The organism is Rhizobium sp. ZW T2_16 (assembly GCF_044987325.1).
GTDB lineage: Bacteria > Pseudomonadota > Alphaproteobacteria > Rhizobiales > Rhizobiaceae > Neorhizobium > Neorhizobium cellulosilyticum.
The window spans coordinates 51,431-66,315 of the sequence record NZ_JBJDRG010000019.1; the positions used below are offsets into that span (position 1 = coordinate 51,431).

At 58.5% G+C, this 14,885-nt stretch carries 15 protein-coding genes; 8 read left to right on the forward strand and 7 right to left on the reverse strand.

What is annotated here, in order from left to right; translation table 11 throughout:
• Window position 1: 1 nt before the first annotated feature.
• Genes ACI3K0_RS25870 through ACI3K0_RS25885 form a run of 4 tightly spaced genes read right to left on the reverse strand, consistent with a single transcriptional unit; the run spans window position 2 to window position 4,434 of the window.
• Entirely contained in the window at window positions 2–850 is an 849-nt protein-coding gene (locus ACI3K0_RS25870; RefSeq protein WP_404946505.1) for an ABC transporter ATP-binding protein, read from the reverse strand.
• The gene (locus ACI3K0_RS25875) at window positions 843–1,757 is read right to left on the reverse strand and encodes an ABC transporter permease (protein ID WP_404946506.1); all 915 of its coding nucleotides are present in this window, start codon (window positions 1,755–1,757) and stop codon (window positions 843–845) included. The genes ACI3K0_RS25870 and ACI3K0_RS25875 overlap by 8 nt, the downstream gene beginning before the upstream one ends.
• Complete coding sequence (locus ACI3K0_RS25880) at window positions 1,757–2,818, reverse strand: ABC transporter permease (RefSeq protein ID WP_404946507.1); 1,062 nt, start codon at window positions 2,816–2,818, stop codon at window positions 1,757–1,759. The genes ACI3K0_RS25875 and ACI3K0_RS25880 overlap by 1 nt, the downstream gene beginning before the upstream one ends.
• A gap of 26 nt (window positions 2,819–2,844) precedes the next feature.
• Window positions 2,845–4,434 carry an ABC transporter substrate-binding protein gene (locus ACI3K0_RS25885; RefSeq protein ID WP_404946508.1) on the reverse strand — a complete coding sequence of 530 codons (1,590 nt, stop codon included), beginning with the start codon at window positions 4,432–4,434 and terminating at the stop codon, window positions 2,845–2,847.
• A 121-nt stretch (window positions 4,435–4,555) separates the two neighbouring features.
• Here ACI3K0_RS25885 and ACI3K0_RS25890 point away from each other — a divergent pair, with 121 nt between their 5' ends.
• From ACI3K0_RS25890 to ACI3K0_RS25910, 5 genes are all read left to right on the forward strand, one after another.
• Entirely contained in the window at window positions 4,556–5,275 is a 720-nt protein-coding gene (locus tag ACI3K0_RS25890; protein ID WP_404946524.1) for a GntR family transcriptional regulator, read from the forward strand.
• On the forward strand, window positions 5,268–6,197 hold the full coding sequence (locus ACI3K0_RS25895) for a dihydrodipicolinate synthase family protein (RefSeq protein WP_404946525.1): 930 nt from the start codon (window positions 5,268–5,270) through the stop codon (window positions 6,195–6,197). Before ACI3K0_RS25890 ends, ACI3K0_RS25895 begins: the two co-directional genes overlap by 8 nt.
• 13 nt (window positions 6,198–6,210) lie before the next feature.
• Window positions 6,211–7,350, forward strand: coding sequence for a mandelate racemase/muconate lactonizing enzyme family protein (locus ACI3K0_RS25900; protein WP_404946509.1), 1,140 nt, complete (start codon window positions 6,211–6,213; stop codon window positions 7,348–7,350).
• A gap of 560 nt (window positions 7,351–7,910) precedes the next feature.
• Window positions 7,911–8,969, forward strand: coding sequence for an alpha/beta fold hydrolase (locus ACI3K0_RS25905; RefSeq protein WP_404946510.1), 1,059 nt, complete (start codon window positions 7,911–7,913; stop codon window positions 8,967–8,969).
• Window positions 8,970–9,140: 171 nt separating this feature from the next.
• Entirely contained in the window at window positions 9,141–10,190 is a 1,050-nt protein-coding gene (locus ACI3K0_RS25910; protein WP_404946511.1) for a class I SAM-dependent methyltransferase, read from the forward strand.
• Window positions 10,191–10,242: 52 nt separating this feature from the next.
• Here the strand turns inward: ACI3K0_RS25910 and ACI3K0_RS25915 are convergent, their stop codons facing one another.
• The gene (locus tag ACI3K0_RS25915) at window positions 10,243–10,524 is read right to left on the reverse strand and encodes a DUF4242 domain-containing protein (RefSeq protein WP_404946512.1); all 282 of its coding nucleotides are present in this window, start codon (window positions 10,522–10,524) and stop codon (window positions 10,243–10,245) included.
• Window positions 10,525–10,892: 368 nt separating this feature from the next.
• On the opposite strand from ACI3K0_RS25915, the gene ACI3K0_RS25920 reads away from it, so the two are divergent.
• Entirely contained in the window at window positions 10,893–11,705 is an 813-nt protein-coding gene (locus ACI3K0_RS25920) for a class I SAM-dependent methyltransferase (RefSeq protein ID WP_404946513.1), read from the forward strand.
• A gap of 249 nt (window positions 11,706–11,954) precedes the next feature.
• Here the strand turns inward: ACI3K0_RS25920 and ACI3K0_RS25925 are convergent, their stop codons facing one another.
• Complete coding sequence (locus ACI3K0_RS25925; RefSeq protein ID WP_404946514.1) at window positions 11,955–12,623, reverse strand: glutathione S-transferase family protein; 669 nt, start codon at window positions 12,621–12,623, stop codon at window positions 11,955–11,957.
• 37 nt (window positions 12,624–12,660) lie between these two features.
• Complete coding sequence (locus ACI3K0_RS25930; protein ID WP_404946515.1) at window positions 12,661–13,338, reverse strand: peroxiredoxin-like family protein; 678 nt, start codon at window positions 13,336–13,338, stop codon at window positions 12,661–12,663.
• A 105-nt stretch (window positions 13,339–13,443) separates the two neighbouring features.
• Between ACI3K0_RS25930 and ACI3K0_RS25935 the strand changes: the two genes are divergently transcribed.
• Together ACI3K0_RS25935 and ACI3K0_RS25940 are read left to right on the forward strand one after the other, a co-directional pair.
• Window positions 13,444–14,340: a LysR substrate-binding domain-containing protein gene (locus ACI3K0_RS25935; protein WP_404946516.1), complete on the forward strand. Its 897-nt coding sequence runs from the start codon at window positions 13,444–13,446 to the stop codon at window positions 14,338–14,340.
• Between the two features lie 46 nt (window positions 14,341–14,386).
• On the forward strand, window positions 14,387–14,885 hold a 499-nt coding region (locus ACI3K0_RS25940), incomplete at its 3' end, for a nucleotide-binding domain containing protein (RefSeq protein ID WP_404946517.1).

Genomic DNA, 14,885 nt, shown 5'->3' on the forward strand with positions numbered 1-14,885 from the left:
TTCAATTCTCCAGCCATGCCGGGTCGCGACGCAAAACTTCCAGCCTGTCCTTTGGACGATCGAGGCTCGGAAGGGCGTTCAAAAGACCGCGTGTATAAGGATGTTGCGCCTGATCGAGATCGGCGGCTGCTATCGTTTCGACGACACGGCCGGCATACATAATGATAACGCGGTCGCAGAAACTGCGCACCAGATTGAGATCGTGGCTGATGAAGATCAGGCCGATGTTTCGCTCGACCACCAGATCATCGAGGATCGACAGAACCTGCTGGCGAACCGTCACGTCAAGCGCCGAGGTCGGTTCGTCCGCGATGATCAGGGAGGGCTTGGCGATCAGCATCATCGAGATCATGATGCGTTGGCCCATGCCGCCAGACACTTCATGCGGATAAAGATCGAACACACGTTCCGGATCACGAATGTTGACGCGTTCCAGCATGGCAAGCGTGCGGCTGCGTGCCTCCTGTGGTGTGGCGCGTTCGTGCAGGATCACCGTCTCGGAAATCTGCTCGCCCACGGTCATCACCGGGTTCAGCGAATATTTCGGGTCCTGCAGGATCATGGCGATGCGCCGTCCGCGAATGGAGCGCATCTCCTCTTCGCTCGCCGTCAGGAGGTCTATATCCTCGAACTGCATCCGGCTGGCCTTGACGATGGCCTGCGGCGGTTGCAAGCGCATGATGGCGCGGCCGGTCGTGCTTTTGCCAGAGCCGGATTCACCGATGATGCCGATCTTCTCGCGGCCGACGGTAAAGGAGACGTCCCGGACGGCGGTGGTGACGCCAGAGAGCGTGGGAAACTCGACCGACATGTTTTCGACCGTCAGAATGGTATCGGATGTGTTAGCCATTGCGGGGATCCAAGATGTCGCGCAGCCCGTCGCCGAGCAGGTTGAAGGCAAGGCTGACGGTCAGGATCGCAATGCCTGGAACCGTTGTCAGCCACCATGCGTCAAGAAGGTATTGACGGCCGGAAGCAGCCATTGCGCCCCATTCAGCCATTGGCGGCTGTGCGCCAAGCCCAAGGAAACCGAGGCCGGCGGCCGTCAGGATGATGCTCGACATGTTGAGGGTAAGTCGCACGATGATGGATGGCGCGCAGAGCGGTACAATATGGCGCAGCAGTATTCGGCCCACGCCGGCGCCTTGTAGTTCCGCCGCAACGACGAAATCGGCGTGGCGAAAGGTCAGCGTTTCGGCCCGCGCTAGACGCGCGATCGGCGGCCAGACGGTGAGAGCGATGGCTATGACCGCATTTTCGATGCCTGGACCGAGTGCGGCCGAAAAGGCCAATGCAAGGACGAGGCTTGGGAAAGAGAGAAAGATGTCGGTGATGCGCATGAGCACGACATCGATCCATCCGCCGAGATAACCGGCCATTGCGCCGATCACGAAACCGATAGGGGCGACGATGACTGTGACCAGAATGGTAATGTAGAGCGTTGTGCGGGCACCATAAATTAGCCGCGAAAACACGTCGCGTCCGAATTCGTCGGTGCCGAACCAGTGAGTGGCTGACGGTGCCTGTAGCGCCGTCAGGAAGTCCTGCGCAAACGGATCATGCACCGCGATAACCGGCGCCAGTGCGGCAACGATAATCAGCAGAAGGACAACGGCGAACCCGGCGAAGGCCAGCGGATTGGCGACGAGGCTGAGCCAGCCAAGGTAGATGCTGTGCAGACGTGCCTGTCGAGACGATGTGAAGTCCTCGCTGATCAGCCAGTCGTGCAGGTTTGAAAAAGTAGCGGACTTGGCCATTAGCGGGTCCTCGGATCGATGAAGCGATAAACGATGTCGGATAGCAGGTTGATGGCGATCGATATGATGCCGATCAAAAGCACGCTTCCGAGCACTGCGTTCATGTCGGCGAAGAAGAGTGCCGATGTGAGGTAGGAGCCGAGGCCGGGCCAGGCGAAGACTGTTTCGATCAGCACAGTGCCGTCCAGCAGGCCGCAATAGGCAAGCGCAATAACAGTCAGCAGCTGGACCCGGATGTTGCGAAACGCATGCCGCCAGACGATCGGTCTCTGCCCGAGACCTTTGGCGCGAGCTGTCAGAATGTATTCCTGTCGGAGCTGCTCGAGCATGAAGCTGCGCGTCATGCGGCTGAGATAGGCCATCGACGCGTAACCGAGGATGACCGCCGGGGCGATGATGTGATGAAGCGCGCTCCAGAATACGTTCCAGTGACCGCCCAGTGCGGAATCGATCAGGATGAAGTTGGTGCGCGCCTGAACGATGCCTTCGTCATAGAGATAGATACGACCACCCGGCGGAATTGCGCCAAGGTAGGCGTAGAAAACCAGAATGACGATCGTGCCGAGCCAGAAGATCGGTGTTGAATATCCCAGAAGACCAACCACGCGGGCGAGATGATCCACCCATGTGCCTTTGCGCACGGCAGCGATGACACCGAGAGGGATGCCGAGGCCAGCGCCGATGATCGTCGCAAGGGTGGCCAGCTCGATGGTCGCCGGGAAGACACGGGCCAGGTCTTTCGAAACGGCTTGCTTGGTGATGATCGACTGGCCGAAATCGAGGTGAACCACATCATTCAGGTAATTGCCGAACTGCACATAAATCGGCTTGTCGAGGCCCATCTCCTTGTAAACGCGATCATAGGTGGCTTGGTCGGCCTGATCGCCAATGACGGCGATCACGGGATCGGCCGGGACCATGCGGCCCACCGTGAAGGTGATCATCATCAGTCCAAGCAGCGTTGTCAGGATCACGACAAAGGATGTTGCGATCTTGGCCGCAGCTTTCGGAAACGGTGATTTCCTGTTCGGCGGGGCATCGGAAGTTTGGGTAATGCTCATGCCACTGTCCTTGAAGTTTTTTATCGTCACTCGCCCTTGGTTACGGTATCCCAGCGGGTGAGCCAGGTCGGGTGCCCGACATAACCTTTCACCTCGTTGCGGACCGCTTTCGGGTCGGTGCGTTGAAATGATGTGACGAGTGCCGGCGAAGACCGCAGATAGGCTTCGTTGATCCGCGCATAGAGTTCATCGCGCTTTTCCTGATCGGTCTCGTGCGCTGCCGCGGTGACCATGTTCTGGATCTCCTTGGGCACGTCCCACGCGGATCGCCAGGCCACCAGGCCAGCCAGTTTCGCGTCATCTGCATTGTTGGCATTGGTGGCGTAGGATTGCAGGACGGCATGCGGGTCGGGCAAACGCTCGCCTGTTCGCGACGAGAACAGTTCGAACTGACGGGACCGGAATTTTCCGATCTGGTCGCCGATCTGAAGGTTTAGCTTGATGCCGGCCTCGGCGGCATTGTTCTGGAGCGAAACGCCGACTTCGGATTCCGGCGTGCCAGGCTGAGCGAAATAGACTTTCGAGAAACCGTCAGGGTAACCCGCTTCGGCAAGCAACTGCTTTGCCTTCTCGATATCGAGTTTATAAGGCATGTCACTGGATGCGCCGGGAAGCCCATTTGGAATAATGGTCTGCTGCTTGATCCCGTAATATTTCATCACCGAACCGGCGAGGCCGTCATAATCGATTAGGTAGCGAAAGGCCTCGCGCACCTTGGGGTTCGAAAGGATCTCGTCCTTTTGGTTCAGGGCCAGATAATAGAACCCGAAACCCGGCACCTTCTGGACGGTCACCTTGCCATCTCTTTCGAGACCGGAAAGATCTGTCGATGACAGACGTGTGGCAACATCGACATCGCCGGCGTCGATCTGCAACCGTTGGGCCGAGGATTCCGGCACGTGACCCATGTAGACACGTTTCATGGCGGGCGCGCCCTTCCAGTAATCCTTGAACGCATCAGCGATCAGCAACTGATTGGAGCGCCAGGTGACGAGAGAGTAGGGGCCGGACCCCGCGTCGGCCGTCTGCAGATAGTTGCGCGCCCAGTCGCCATCCTTCTCCTTGGCGGCAAGGAATTTGCTATCGACAATCGATGTGGAGTAGCTGGCCAGCGAATAAAGGATAAGGTTCTGGTTCCAGATTTCGGGCGTCTCGAGAACAAGCGTCTGGTCATCTGTTGCCCGGATAAGCTGATCGACATTCTTGGCTGAAAACCCCCATTGACGCAGATCAGTGGATGGCGCCAGACCGAGCTTGACCAGTCGATGCAGCGACCATTCCACGTCCTGTGCCGTGACAGGATTGCCAGAATGGAAGGTGACGCCCTGACGGATCTTGAACGTGAACGTCTTTCCATCGTCGGAGACTGTCCAACTCTCGGCCAGTGATGGCTGCGGGTTCGTGATGTCGTCCGGCGGCAATGAAATCAGCCGGTCATAGAGGTTTGCAACAACCTCGGCGGCCTCCAGCTGGTTAATCTCATGCGGATCAAGGCCCCGCATGGTCGTCATCATGATGGCAATCACCAGCTGATCTTTAGGGGTCGCAGCAGCGACGGGACCCAGCGCCGCAGCCGTTATGGCGCATGTCAGCAATGCGCGATTGAGCGTTTTCATGTCAGCCTCCCAAGGTTCCTCAACCTCGCCAAATCGAAATTTCCATATCGACATGGATATCAAATCTGATATACCAGATTTCATACAAAATGATATTCGTCAACGAATTTCGGAAATTATGATGGAAGCGGATGGGGCGTTGAAGGGTTCGGACAAGCGGGTGGCGGGCTTCGAAAAAATCGGCGCAAGCTTTCAGATGACTGTGCGCGATCACGTCCATCGCACCATGCGCAACGCAATACTGGCCGGTCGCTTCGCAGCGGGACAGAAAATCAATGAACGCAGTTTGGCCGAACAATTCGGCGTCAGCACCACCCCTATCAAAGAAGCGCTGCGCCAGCTGGAAACGGAAGGCCTCGTCGAGGCCTTGCCGCGTCGCGGTGTTGTCATTCGCTTTTCCAGTTCCTGGGCGGAGGAAATGATTTTGGCCCGTGCGGCTTTGGAATCGATGATCGCGCATCTGGCTGCCAAGAGGATAGGCAAAGAGGGCAAAGTGGAATTGTTGGCGACCGCCAACTTGATGAGAGACGCGACCGCGTCGGGTGACGCAGATAGCTTGATCGCGCTGAACGAGACCTTTCACGATCACGTTCACAAAAGCTCGCAGTGCAGCTATCTCGCCAGGCTCATCGAGCGCCAGCAGTTTTATGATGCCAGCATTCGGCGCGTCATCCACCTCGATCCGACCGAGCGCCAGAAGGCGCTGAATGAGCACGTGGCCATAGCCGAGGCGATCGTGAGCGGGGATGCGGACAAGGCGGAGCGGACAATGCGCGACCATGTTGTGCGCTCCGGCGACACATATCTCAGCATTGTATTTGGAAAGCAGGAGGATATCTGACGTGAATGAGAAACTTCATAAAGTGAGAAAAGCGCTCACGGGCATTTCCGGGGTTCCGGTGACGCCTTATGGCGCCGACGGTTCGGTCGATACAGAAAAGCTCAAGGGTCTCATTCGAGAGCTGGCGAGCGCCCGGGTTCACAACCTGATGGCGGCCGGCAATACCGGCGAATTTTTCACGCTGACCATGGATGAAGTGCGAAGCGTGCACGCAGCAACGATCGAGGCTGCGGCCGGCAAGTCGCTGGTCAGCGCCGCCGTCGGTCGCTCGCTGACCGAGGCGAAGGCGTTGGCGAGGGATGCGATTGCCGCAGGCGCCGACGCTATCATGGGACATCACCCGATGGATCCGTTTGCGGGGCCCTCCTATCAGGCCGGCTATTTCCTCGATCTTGCTGATTTCTCGACGGTTCCGGTGATTGCCTATGTGCGCAGTGACAGCCTTTCCGTCGCAGATTTCCGTAAGCTCGCCCTTCATCCCAACATTGCGGGCATCAAGTTCGCCTCATCGAACCTCATGCTTTTGTCGGAGGTCATCCGCTCCACGCAGGATGCGCCGGCCATCTGGGTCTGCGGGCTTGCGGAGGGCTGGGCGCCAGCCTTCTATGCCATGGGAGCGAGAGGGTTTACATCAGGCCTCGTCAATGTCTTCCCGGAACGATCGCACGCAATTCACAAGGCTCTTGAAGGCGGGAATTATCCTGTTGCTCGTAGCTTGATCGATCCGATTGCAGGCTTCGAGGCTCTGCGCACGAAATACAACAACGGTGCCAATGTCACCGTCGTCAAGGAAGCGCTCGGCATGCTCGGCAGCGATGTCGGTCCGGTGCGCCTACCGGGCGTCGTGGCGCTGAACGACGAAGAGCGCACGACGCTTCGCGCGATTGTCGATCGCGTCAAAGCCGAAGCCCTGGCTGCCTGATCGGAGACAACAAGTGCATATCACCGGTATTAAGACATATATGCAGCGCGTGGATGATCGTCCGCGCCTGCTTTTAAAAATTGAGACGAGCGAAGGCATTTCCGGTTGGGGCGAATGCTACAATCATGGCCCTGACTGGGCGCTGCCGCCGCTGCTCGACTATCTGTTTCATCAGATCGAGGGCGAGGATCCGCGCCGCGTCGAATTCCTCGTTCTGAAACTCAACCAGCAATGCCGCTTTCCTCCCGGGGCCCTCGGTCTTGCCGCGATTTCTGCAATCGATCACGCATTGTGGGATATCGCCGGCAAGGCTGCAGGGCTTCCCGTCTATATGCTGCTCGGTGGCAGCGTGCGCGATCGGGTGCGGATCTATTGCGGTGTCTATACCGCGCCGGATCCGGAGCAGGTGCTTGAGCAGTCGCTCAAGCTCAACGAGGACTACGGCTATACGGCCTTCAAGCTTAGCCCATATCGCCGCGATCTCCATTCCGGACGTTGGGGCGAACTGGTGAAGGAAACAGGGGATTGGTTTGGCCGAATTCGCGAGATCACGCCCTCGCATTTCGAATTCGCATTCGATGCGCATGCCAAGATTTTCGAGCCCTATAAGGCGGTGCAACTGGCCGCCGCTATCGCGCCGAGCGATCCGCTCTTTTATGAGGAGCCGATCCGGCCGGAACATATTCCGGCATGGAAGGAGTTGAAGTCGAAGGTCAATGTACCACTCGCCACCGGTGAATCGCTTTACAACCGTTTTGAGTTCCTCAATCTGTTGTCGAACCAAGGTGCAGATATCATTCAGCCGGACATCTGCGTGGTCGGCGGCGTTTCGGAAATGCGTCGAATAGCGACAATTGCAGAGGCACACTACGTGACTGTTGCTCCGCATAACCCGATGGGACCATTGGCGACCGCCGTCAACGTACATTTTTGCGCGGCGCAGCCGAATTTCCAAGTGCTGGAATTCAAGCCGCATGTTCACGCGCCTTGGGCGCTCGATCCCTACATGCCGGTTGACGGCCATATGGAGCTTCGTCCGGATCGGCCTGGCTGGGGCGTCGAGATCGACGAAAAGGAGCTCGAGAAGGATGATTATATCCATTGGGAACGCAAGGTCACGCGCAAGCCGGATGGAGCAACCGCCTATCCATGAAAGGCCAAGAAAAAGGTCATCACAGCGCCGAGAACGGCAACTGAGGTGATCGCTAATCCTGGTTGCGCCTCTTAAACAAACACCCCGATAGCAAATCCATAATAACGCATTCCGCGGCGGCGGCTTCCCCGGCTCTAACACCAGAATATTATTGGGCTTCTAGCATTTGGAGCTGATGTGGTTGCACGGCCTCTATTTGTCTAGGCGACAGTAGAGCCCGTTCCGGCCCTAGCCAGGGTGTCAGTCCCATCAAGGCGACCTTTCGTCTTGCGCTTCCGGAGGCGGAACCTATTCGGGTATACAACGGTCACCTCCAGGCCGGTCCTTAACGAACCTCATGCCACCTGCTTCGAGGGTTCAACAAGAGCCTTACCAAACGACGGCCCCCCGAAGTTTCGTCCTTTGTGTATTCCGCTTCAGGTGGTTCGAGAGAATTGCGCCTTTGCCAGATCAGTCTGCGTTCATTGCTTTCCCAGCAGTTCTCACGACTGCACTGCCGGGGGACGGTAAGACTATAGAAGGCTCTGTTGTGCGATCTCCAGCTCAGATAATGTCGGTCAATGAAACTCGCTCAGACCATACGGTTCTGTAACTCCGAGGACGGAACTCGAATAGCCATCGCGTCTTGCGGTCAGGGACAAGTGATCCTGCGCGCGGCGCACTGGTTGAGCCATGTCGATTACGACCTGCAGAGCCCGGTATGGAGGCCATGGCTTCAAGCGATGTCTGCCCGCAACCGGTTCGTGCGATACGACCCGCGGGGCTGCGGCCTGTCGGACCGGCATGTTTCCGACCTCTCCCTCAAATCTTGGGACGCCGATCTTGAGGCCGTGGCGGCGTCGATCAAGGAGCCGCGCTTCGTACTGCTCGGACTTTCGCAGGGGGGATCTCTTGCGATCGCATACGCGCTCAAACATCCCGAGCGCGTTTCCCATCTCGTGCTTCTTAACGCCTATGGTCAGGGAGGACGTGCCAGAGCTCGGACGGACGCCGCTCGACTGGAAGCGGAAACTCTTGTCAATTTTGTCCGCATCGGCTGGGGACGGGAAAATCCAGCCTTCTGCCGCTTTTTTACCAATCTCTTTATCCCCGACGGCACACCTGAACAGCACAGGTGGTGGGGCGATCTTGAGCGTGAGACGGCCACGCCTGACGTCGCCGCGCAGTTGCTTTGGGAAATGCAGGGGATCGATGTGTTGGACCTTGCAGCCACCCTGCAGGTGCCGACGCTGATTGCTCATAGCCGCGGGGACCTTCGGGTACCATTCGACGAGGGATGCAAGCTCGCCGCCGCCATTCCCGGCGCAAGGTTCGTACCATTGGATAGCAAGAACCATGTGCTTTTGCCAGACGAGCTGGCATGGACCGTGTTTCACGCCGAACTTGCTGCGTTTCTCGGGCAAGACGGATACTTGCAAACCCGCGCGGTTCAAGATGCTCACCTGACCCCGACAGAGGCGGCTCTGCTGGAGCTGGTCGCAGAGGGTCTTGATAATCGCTCCATTGCGGAGCGGCTCGATAAAAGCGTGAAGACCGTACGAAACCAGCTATCGGTGATCTTCAACAAACTGGGCGTACATAGCCGCTCGCAAGCTATTGTTCTCGCGCTTTCCAGGTAGCGTCATTGAAGGCATTTTCGCAGTCATCCCTTGGCAAATGGGACTTATGTCCCCTATCACCGCAGATTTAGCAGCAGACGCGTGACTTTCGCCTCATGCGGGGCGGTGCAATCAGCGCCATTCTCCGACTCAAAGGTGGCAGCCGCCGCCCGATGCTGAGGAGGGCCTTCCATGACAACAATCAACGAAACGATCCTTGATGAACTCGTCGGCCGCGTCATTGGCGACCTCGGTGGAGCGGTAAGCGTGCCGCTGGTTCGGATTGGAGATGCCCTTGGACTGTATAGGACGCTCAAGGCAATCGGCCCCTCGAAGGCGCATGAACTCGCCGACGCGGCAGGATGCGCGCCACGCTACGTGCGTGAGTGGCTGGCGGCACAAGCCGCGTCAGGTTACGTGCATCACGAGCGAGGAGTGTTTTCGCTGACGCCCGAGCAGGCTCTTGTGTTCGCCGAACCAGACAGCCCGGTCAACCTGATCGGCGCTTTCGATACCGCTGCCGCAATGGTCGAAAACCAGCCCAAAGTGCAGTCCGCTTTCAAAACCGGTCGGGGCGTTGCCTGGGGGGATCAGGCAGGCTGCATGTTCTGTGCAGTCGCTCGGCTGTTCCGTCCGGGATATGTCAACGCGCTCGTGCAGGAATGGCTGCCGGCACTTAACGGCGTCACCGACAAGCTGAACGCCGGCGCCACAGTCGCCGATGTTGGATGTGGGCATGGACTGTCGACGATCCTGATGGCTCAGGCCTTTCCCAGTTCTCAGTTTACGGGCTACGATTTTCATACCGGCTCGATTGCCGCGGCTACCGCGCACGCGCAGGCCCATGGGCTCACCAACCTTCACTTCGAGGTCGGCCGCGCCCAAGATTTCGACGGCCGCGATTTCGATCTGATTACCTGCTTCGACTGCCTCCACGACATGGGCGACCCGGAAGCGGCGGCGGCCCATATCCGAAAAGCGCTGAAACCCGGCGGGGCCTGGATGGTGGTCGAGCCGATGGCCGGTGACACGTTGGAAGAAAACACCAATCCAGTCGGACGGCTTTACTACTCCGCATCGACAATGATCTGCGTTCCGACTTCGCTTGCACAAGAGACAGGGCTTGCGCTTGGTGCACAAGCGGGAGAGCGGCGATTAGCCGACGTAATCCGATCCGGCGGTTTTAGTCATATCCGTCGCGCAGCTCAGACGCCGCTTAACATGATCCTGGAGGCGACCTGAGGTTGCGCCGATCCCAGCCTTCAGCCGTTATCGAGCCCTGTTGATCGCAAAGTCACGGGGCAGAAGCTGCGGTCTCCGGTCCAATGATGGCGGACACTTCCGTAATCTTGTTCGCTGGAAAGTCACCCAACTCCGCGTGCCGGCGAATGTCATCAGCACTTGGAGCCTCATGAACGCAATAGATCTTATCACCAGCTACATAGCTCGTGATCCACTTGTACGGTACGTCCAGACCCGAAACGACTTCGTTCGACTTGGCTGAGATTTCGCAAAGATTTTCCGCGGTCAGTTTGTGGGCACCAGGAATATCGCGCTCTATGATGAAAGTAGGCATGTCGGGCTCCTCCCGTTTCAACCTGGATCAGCTGGCTCCTAAAGTGATCGCGAGTCAATTTTATTCTTGTGCAACCGGCGTCAACGGGCTGGGCATCTTACGGTCGATTCTTTCGAGCGAAGATCGATTTCGCCTTGAAAACGGGATTGGCTTATCTGCAATTTGGGGGGTCTTTTGCAGCACCTTGGGCGGCAAAAACCCCCGATCTATCCAACAAGGTGCCTCAGACACGGGTCCGTCGAACCTCAATTCAAAGCAAATTTCATGTGGTGGTCGAGAATACGGTTCTTGGGGAGCCGGACCGTCCTTTGAGCCTTCCGCCAGAGGTGAACTAGGCGTAAAGTTCTTCGCAACAGGACGAGGTTGTCATGACAGGAACAGACAAGGTCTTCGCTGGCGCCATTCCGACCCTCTACCAAAAGCATATGGTGCCGATGCTCTTCGAGCCTTATGCGGAGGAAATGGCGAAACGCACTGCGTCCCTCGATCCGCGGAAGGTACTCGAGATCGCCGCAGGAACTGGTGTGGTGACAAGGGTGCTTGCGACACTGCTTGCACCCTCCGCCCGGATCATCGCGACCGATCTCAATCAGCCGATGCTCGATCTCGCTGCTGGTCTGCAGGGCGCTAGTGAGCAGGTGACATTCAGGCAGGCGGACGCGTTGGCGCTGCCCTTTGAAGATGACAGCTTTGATGTGGTTGTCTGCCAGTTCGGCGTTATGTTTTTTGCTGATAAGTTGGAGAGCTACCGAGAGGTACGCCGGGTGCTGAAGGACGGCGGCGTTTACCTGTTTGCAGTCTGGGACCAGATTTCGGCCAATGCGTTCGTGACCGTTGCCACGCAAGTGCTTACCGAGCGCTACCCAGAAGACCCCCCGCGCTTCATGGAGCGCACGCCACACGGCTATTATGACACGCAGGCGATCATCGCTGCGCTGCTAGAAGCCGGTTTCACAACAGCTGTTGCCGAAACTGTGACGAAGATAGCTCGAGCGACAACCGCAGGCAGCGGAGCGATTGGGTATTGCCAGGGTACTCCGCTAGCCGGCGAAATCTTGGCGCGTGAACCTGGCGGATTGCAGGCGGTAACCGAGGCCATTGAATCAGCGCTCGCCGCTCGTTTCGGACCAGGCCCAATCGAAGGTGGGATAAGCGCCCAGATCATTACTGCCAAGAAGTGACGATGATCGCAAGAAGGTTCCTCTCGGCCGAAATGCCACGTGGATGAGTTTGCCCAAGGCGGTGGGCCCGCGCGATATGAGGGATCTTAATACCGATACATTGAAGGTGAAGGTAAGGATTTTCAGTGGTATCGGTTTTAGTATTGTGGCCGCCGGTTCGATACCCTTCACGGCGGTAGTTCTTTGGTGAGGTCGCGGCCTTTCGGCTCGGCGCCGGTCGCCGCCCCTCCTGGCGCCGGCGCCATGCTGTCAGAGCTTTATTCCGGCCGCCTCGAGCGCACCATCGATGCGTTCATCCACCTCTCGCTTGGTGGCAGCCCAACCGGGTACCGTGTCCAGCAGGCGCTGTTGCCAGCCGACCAGATTGGGAAACTCGTCCAGTGGAATCTTCGTCCGCTCGTTCTGCGAGAACGGGCCGGCAATGTCGAAGTCGGCCAGTGTCAGCCGGTCGCCGACGATGTAACTGTGCTTGGCGAGGTGCGCGTCCAGCACGGCAGCGGCCTCCCGGAGCTTGCGGGCCGCCATCTTCACGATGGTCCCTTCGGAAGGCTGACCCGTGAAGCGCTTGGCAAGCACTTCGTCGAAGGTGAGGGTGGCGAAGACGCGCCACTGCTCGCCGGACCAGAACATCCACTGGAGGATCTCGTACTTCTCGCGTGTCGTCTTGCCAGCCAGATCGCTTCCTGCCTTTTCGGCGAGATAAAGGTTGATCGCGGCGGACTCGTAGAGGACGAAGTCGCCGTCGACCATGACGGGCGACAGGCCGTGCGGGTTCAGTTTCAGGAACTCGGGCGTGTGGCTCTCGCCCTTGAAGAGATCGATGTCCACGATCTCGACGTCGATGTCCATGGCGCCCGCTGCAGCTGTGACGCGGCGCCGACTGCCTGACCCGGGATCACCGTAGATCTTGATAGCCATTGTAAGTACTCCTTCTGTTGGTCGATGAGAGGGGTAATCAGGCGGGGGCGCCTGCACGCAGCCGATCGAGAACGGGGAGCAGGTCGAAGGGATCGGGGCGACGGGTATAGTCGGGGTTGACTTCGGCATAGGCGATCACGCCATCCGTCCCAATCACGTAGCGCGCCGGCATCGGCAGCACCCACGACGGATCGTCGTTGATCTTCGTCAGGCCGTTGCCAAACTGCTTGTAGACCTCGATCAGGTTGTCCGGCAGCGAGAAGCGCAGGCCGAACTTGTCGGCAACGGCCGCGCCGGTGTCGCTGAGGATCGCGAAGCCAAGCTTGTTGTCGCGCTGCGATTTGCGGCTGTTTGCCGGAGTCTGGGGCGAAACCGCAACCAGTTTTGCCCCGCGTGCCTCAATCTCAGACCGAGCGTCTTCCAGAGCCTGGAGATCAAAGTTGCAGTAGGGGCACCAGACGCCGCGATAAAAGGTCACGACCAGCGGACCTTGAGAGAGAAGCGATCGCGAACTTACGGTGTTACCGTCGGCGTCCTGAAGCGTGACCTCCGGCGCCGTGTCTCCTGCCTCCAGCGCATTGTCGGCCTGCCGGCTGTCGATCAGCGACTGGGTCGCACGCTGCATTATTTCCAGCTGAGCCTGGGTGGGCACCAGCGGAAAGCGACCGTTCTCGAAGTCGCTGCGCAAGGCATCGAGTTTGTCCTGGAGCTTCATGTCAATTCTCCGTTTTCGCGGCGAGGGTGCCGTGAGCAGGAAATTAGGTCATCAGCGAAAACGGGTGTATCCATTCAATTCGAAGAACATTTATCTGGAATTCGAATGAGTGATCGCTGGCAGGAGATGACTGTATTCGTTCGCGTGGCAGATACCGGCAGCCTCTCGCGCGCTGCACGGGAATTGAAACTTTCACAGCCTTCGGTGTCGCGCATCATCGGCACGCTGGAAGCGCGCCTGAGAACGACCCTTTTGCTGCGCACCACCCGCAGCATCTCGTTGACGGACGCCGGCGCACTCTACTTGGAGCAGGCGAAACGCCTGCTCGCGGAGATGGAGGAGGCCGAGCAGGCGACCCGAGGCCTGGATTCCCTCCACGGAGTGATCCGTCTTGCGATGCCGCTGATGTATGGCACCCGGGCGGTCATACCGGCCCTGACACCATTCCTGGCCCGGCATCCCGATCTGAAGGTCGAGCTTGTTATGAGCGACACCCGACAGAATCTCATCACCGACGGGGTCGATCTGGCCATTCGGATCAATATCGGGGCCTTGGACAATTCGACTTTCGGCGCTCGCAAGCTGGCGCTGGTTGAGCGACTGGTGATCGCGGCCCCGGCCTACCTATCCGCTCGTGGCGTCCCGGCTACACCGGCCGACCTCACTCAACATGACTGTATCCTTCAGCATGGCTCGTTCGGCGGCGAAAGCTGGCGTTTCACGCACAACCAGACGGTCACTTCCGTCGATATCCAAGCAAGGCTGTGGATCAACTCAGCCGCAGGCGTCCTGGCGGCTGCGGTAGCGGGCCTGGGCATCGCGCTGGGGACGCGGGTGATGGCGGGCGAGGAGCTGCGCGCCGGTCAGCTCACGCAGCTGCTCGAGCCATACCGGCTCGATCCGGCTGAAGTATTCGCTGTCTTCCCGGCAGGTCCTAGGCCCTCAGCAAAAGTTCGGGCGATCGTGGATCATCTAGACGTGTCGCTTGGCGCTATAGGTTAGGCTGGCGGAACGGATAAGGGAAGCGGCGACACAGAACCTCCGCATCTTGATTGCCGATGCAGCGACAACTGAGGATTTGAACGTAATCGGCAAAGCCTGCAGTAACCGAATGCTGGTGACGGGCGCCGCCGGGATTGGTGGAGCGCTTGCTCGTAACCATGCTGCAGCAATTCAGGGCGAACGCAGAAGTGCAGAATTCGTTTGGCCGCAAGGCCGAACGGTGGTTCTTGCCGGCTCCTGCTCGGTTGCGACCCGAGACCAGGTGAACCACGTTATCGGGCTTGGCTATCCAGCAACCAAAATCGATCCGATCGCAATCGCTTCTGGCACACTTGACGTGGCTTCTGTTGCGGAATGGGCAGAGGCGTCGCAGGGTTGGCCACCCGTCATCTACTCCAGTTCCGATCCTGCGGATGTTCTCAAGGCCCAGGAGGTGTTGGGCCGTGACGAGGCCGGGGCATTGGTCGAAGACTTCCTCGGTGAACTGGCAGCCACCTTGCGCACTATTGGTTTCAGCAGATTTATCGTGGCCGGTGGAGAAACGT

What these genes read in the sequence shown, in the direction of transcription:
- ACI3K0_RS25870 (WP_404946505.1), bottom strand. Translation starts at nt 850, where the DNA reads ATGGCTAACACATCCGATACCATTCTGACGGTCGAAAACATGTCGGTC.
- ACI3K0_RS25875 (WP_404946506.1), bottom strand. Translation starts at nt 1,757, where the DNA reads ATGGCCAAGTCCGCTACTTTTTCAAACCTGCACGACTGGCTGATCAGC.
- ACI3K0_RS25880 (WP_404946507.1), bottom strand. Translation starts at nt 2,818, where the DNA reads ATGAGCATTACCCAAACTTCCGATGCCCCGCCGAACAGGAAATCACCG.
- ACI3K0_RS25885 (WP_404946508.1), bottom strand. Translation starts at nt 4,434, where the DNA reads ATGAAAACGCTCAATCGCGCATTGCTGACATGCGCCATAACGGCTGCG.
- ACI3K0_RS25890 (WP_404946524.1), top strand. Translation starts at nt 4,556, where the DNA reads ATGGAAGCGGATGGGGCGTTGAAGGGTTCGGACAAGCGGGTGGCGGGC.
- ACI3K0_RS25905 (WP_404946510.1), top strand. Translation starts at nt 7,911, where the DNA reads ATGAAACTCGCTCAGACCATACGGTTCTGTAACTCCGAGGACGGAACT.
- ACI3K0_RS25910 (WP_404946511.1), top strand. Translation starts at nt 9,141, where the DNA reads ATGACAACAATCAACGAAACGATCCTTGATGAACTCGTCGGCCGCGTC.
- ACI3K0_RS25915 (WP_404946512.1), bottom strand. Translation starts at nt 10,524, where the DNA reads ATGCCTACTTTCATCATAGAGCGCGATATTCCTGGTGCCCACAAACTG.
- ACI3K0_RS25920 (WP_404946513.1), top strand. Translation starts at nt 10,893, where the DNA reads ATGACAGGAACAGACAAGGTCTTCGCTGGCGCCATTCCGACCCTCTAC.
- ACI3K0_RS25925 (WP_404946514.1), bottom strand. Translation starts at nt 12,623, where the DNA reads ATGGCTATCAAGATCTACGGTGATCCCGGGTCAGGCAGTCGGCGCCGC.
- ACI3K0_RS25930 (WP_404946515.1), bottom strand. Translation starts at nt 13,338, where the DNA reads ATGAAGCTCCAGGACAAACTCGATGCCTTGCGCAGCGACTTCGAGAAC.
- ACI3K0_RS25935 (WP_404946516.1), top strand. Translation starts at nt 13,444, where the DNA reads ATGAGTGATCGCTGGCAGGAGATGACTGTATTCGTTCGCGTGGCAGAT.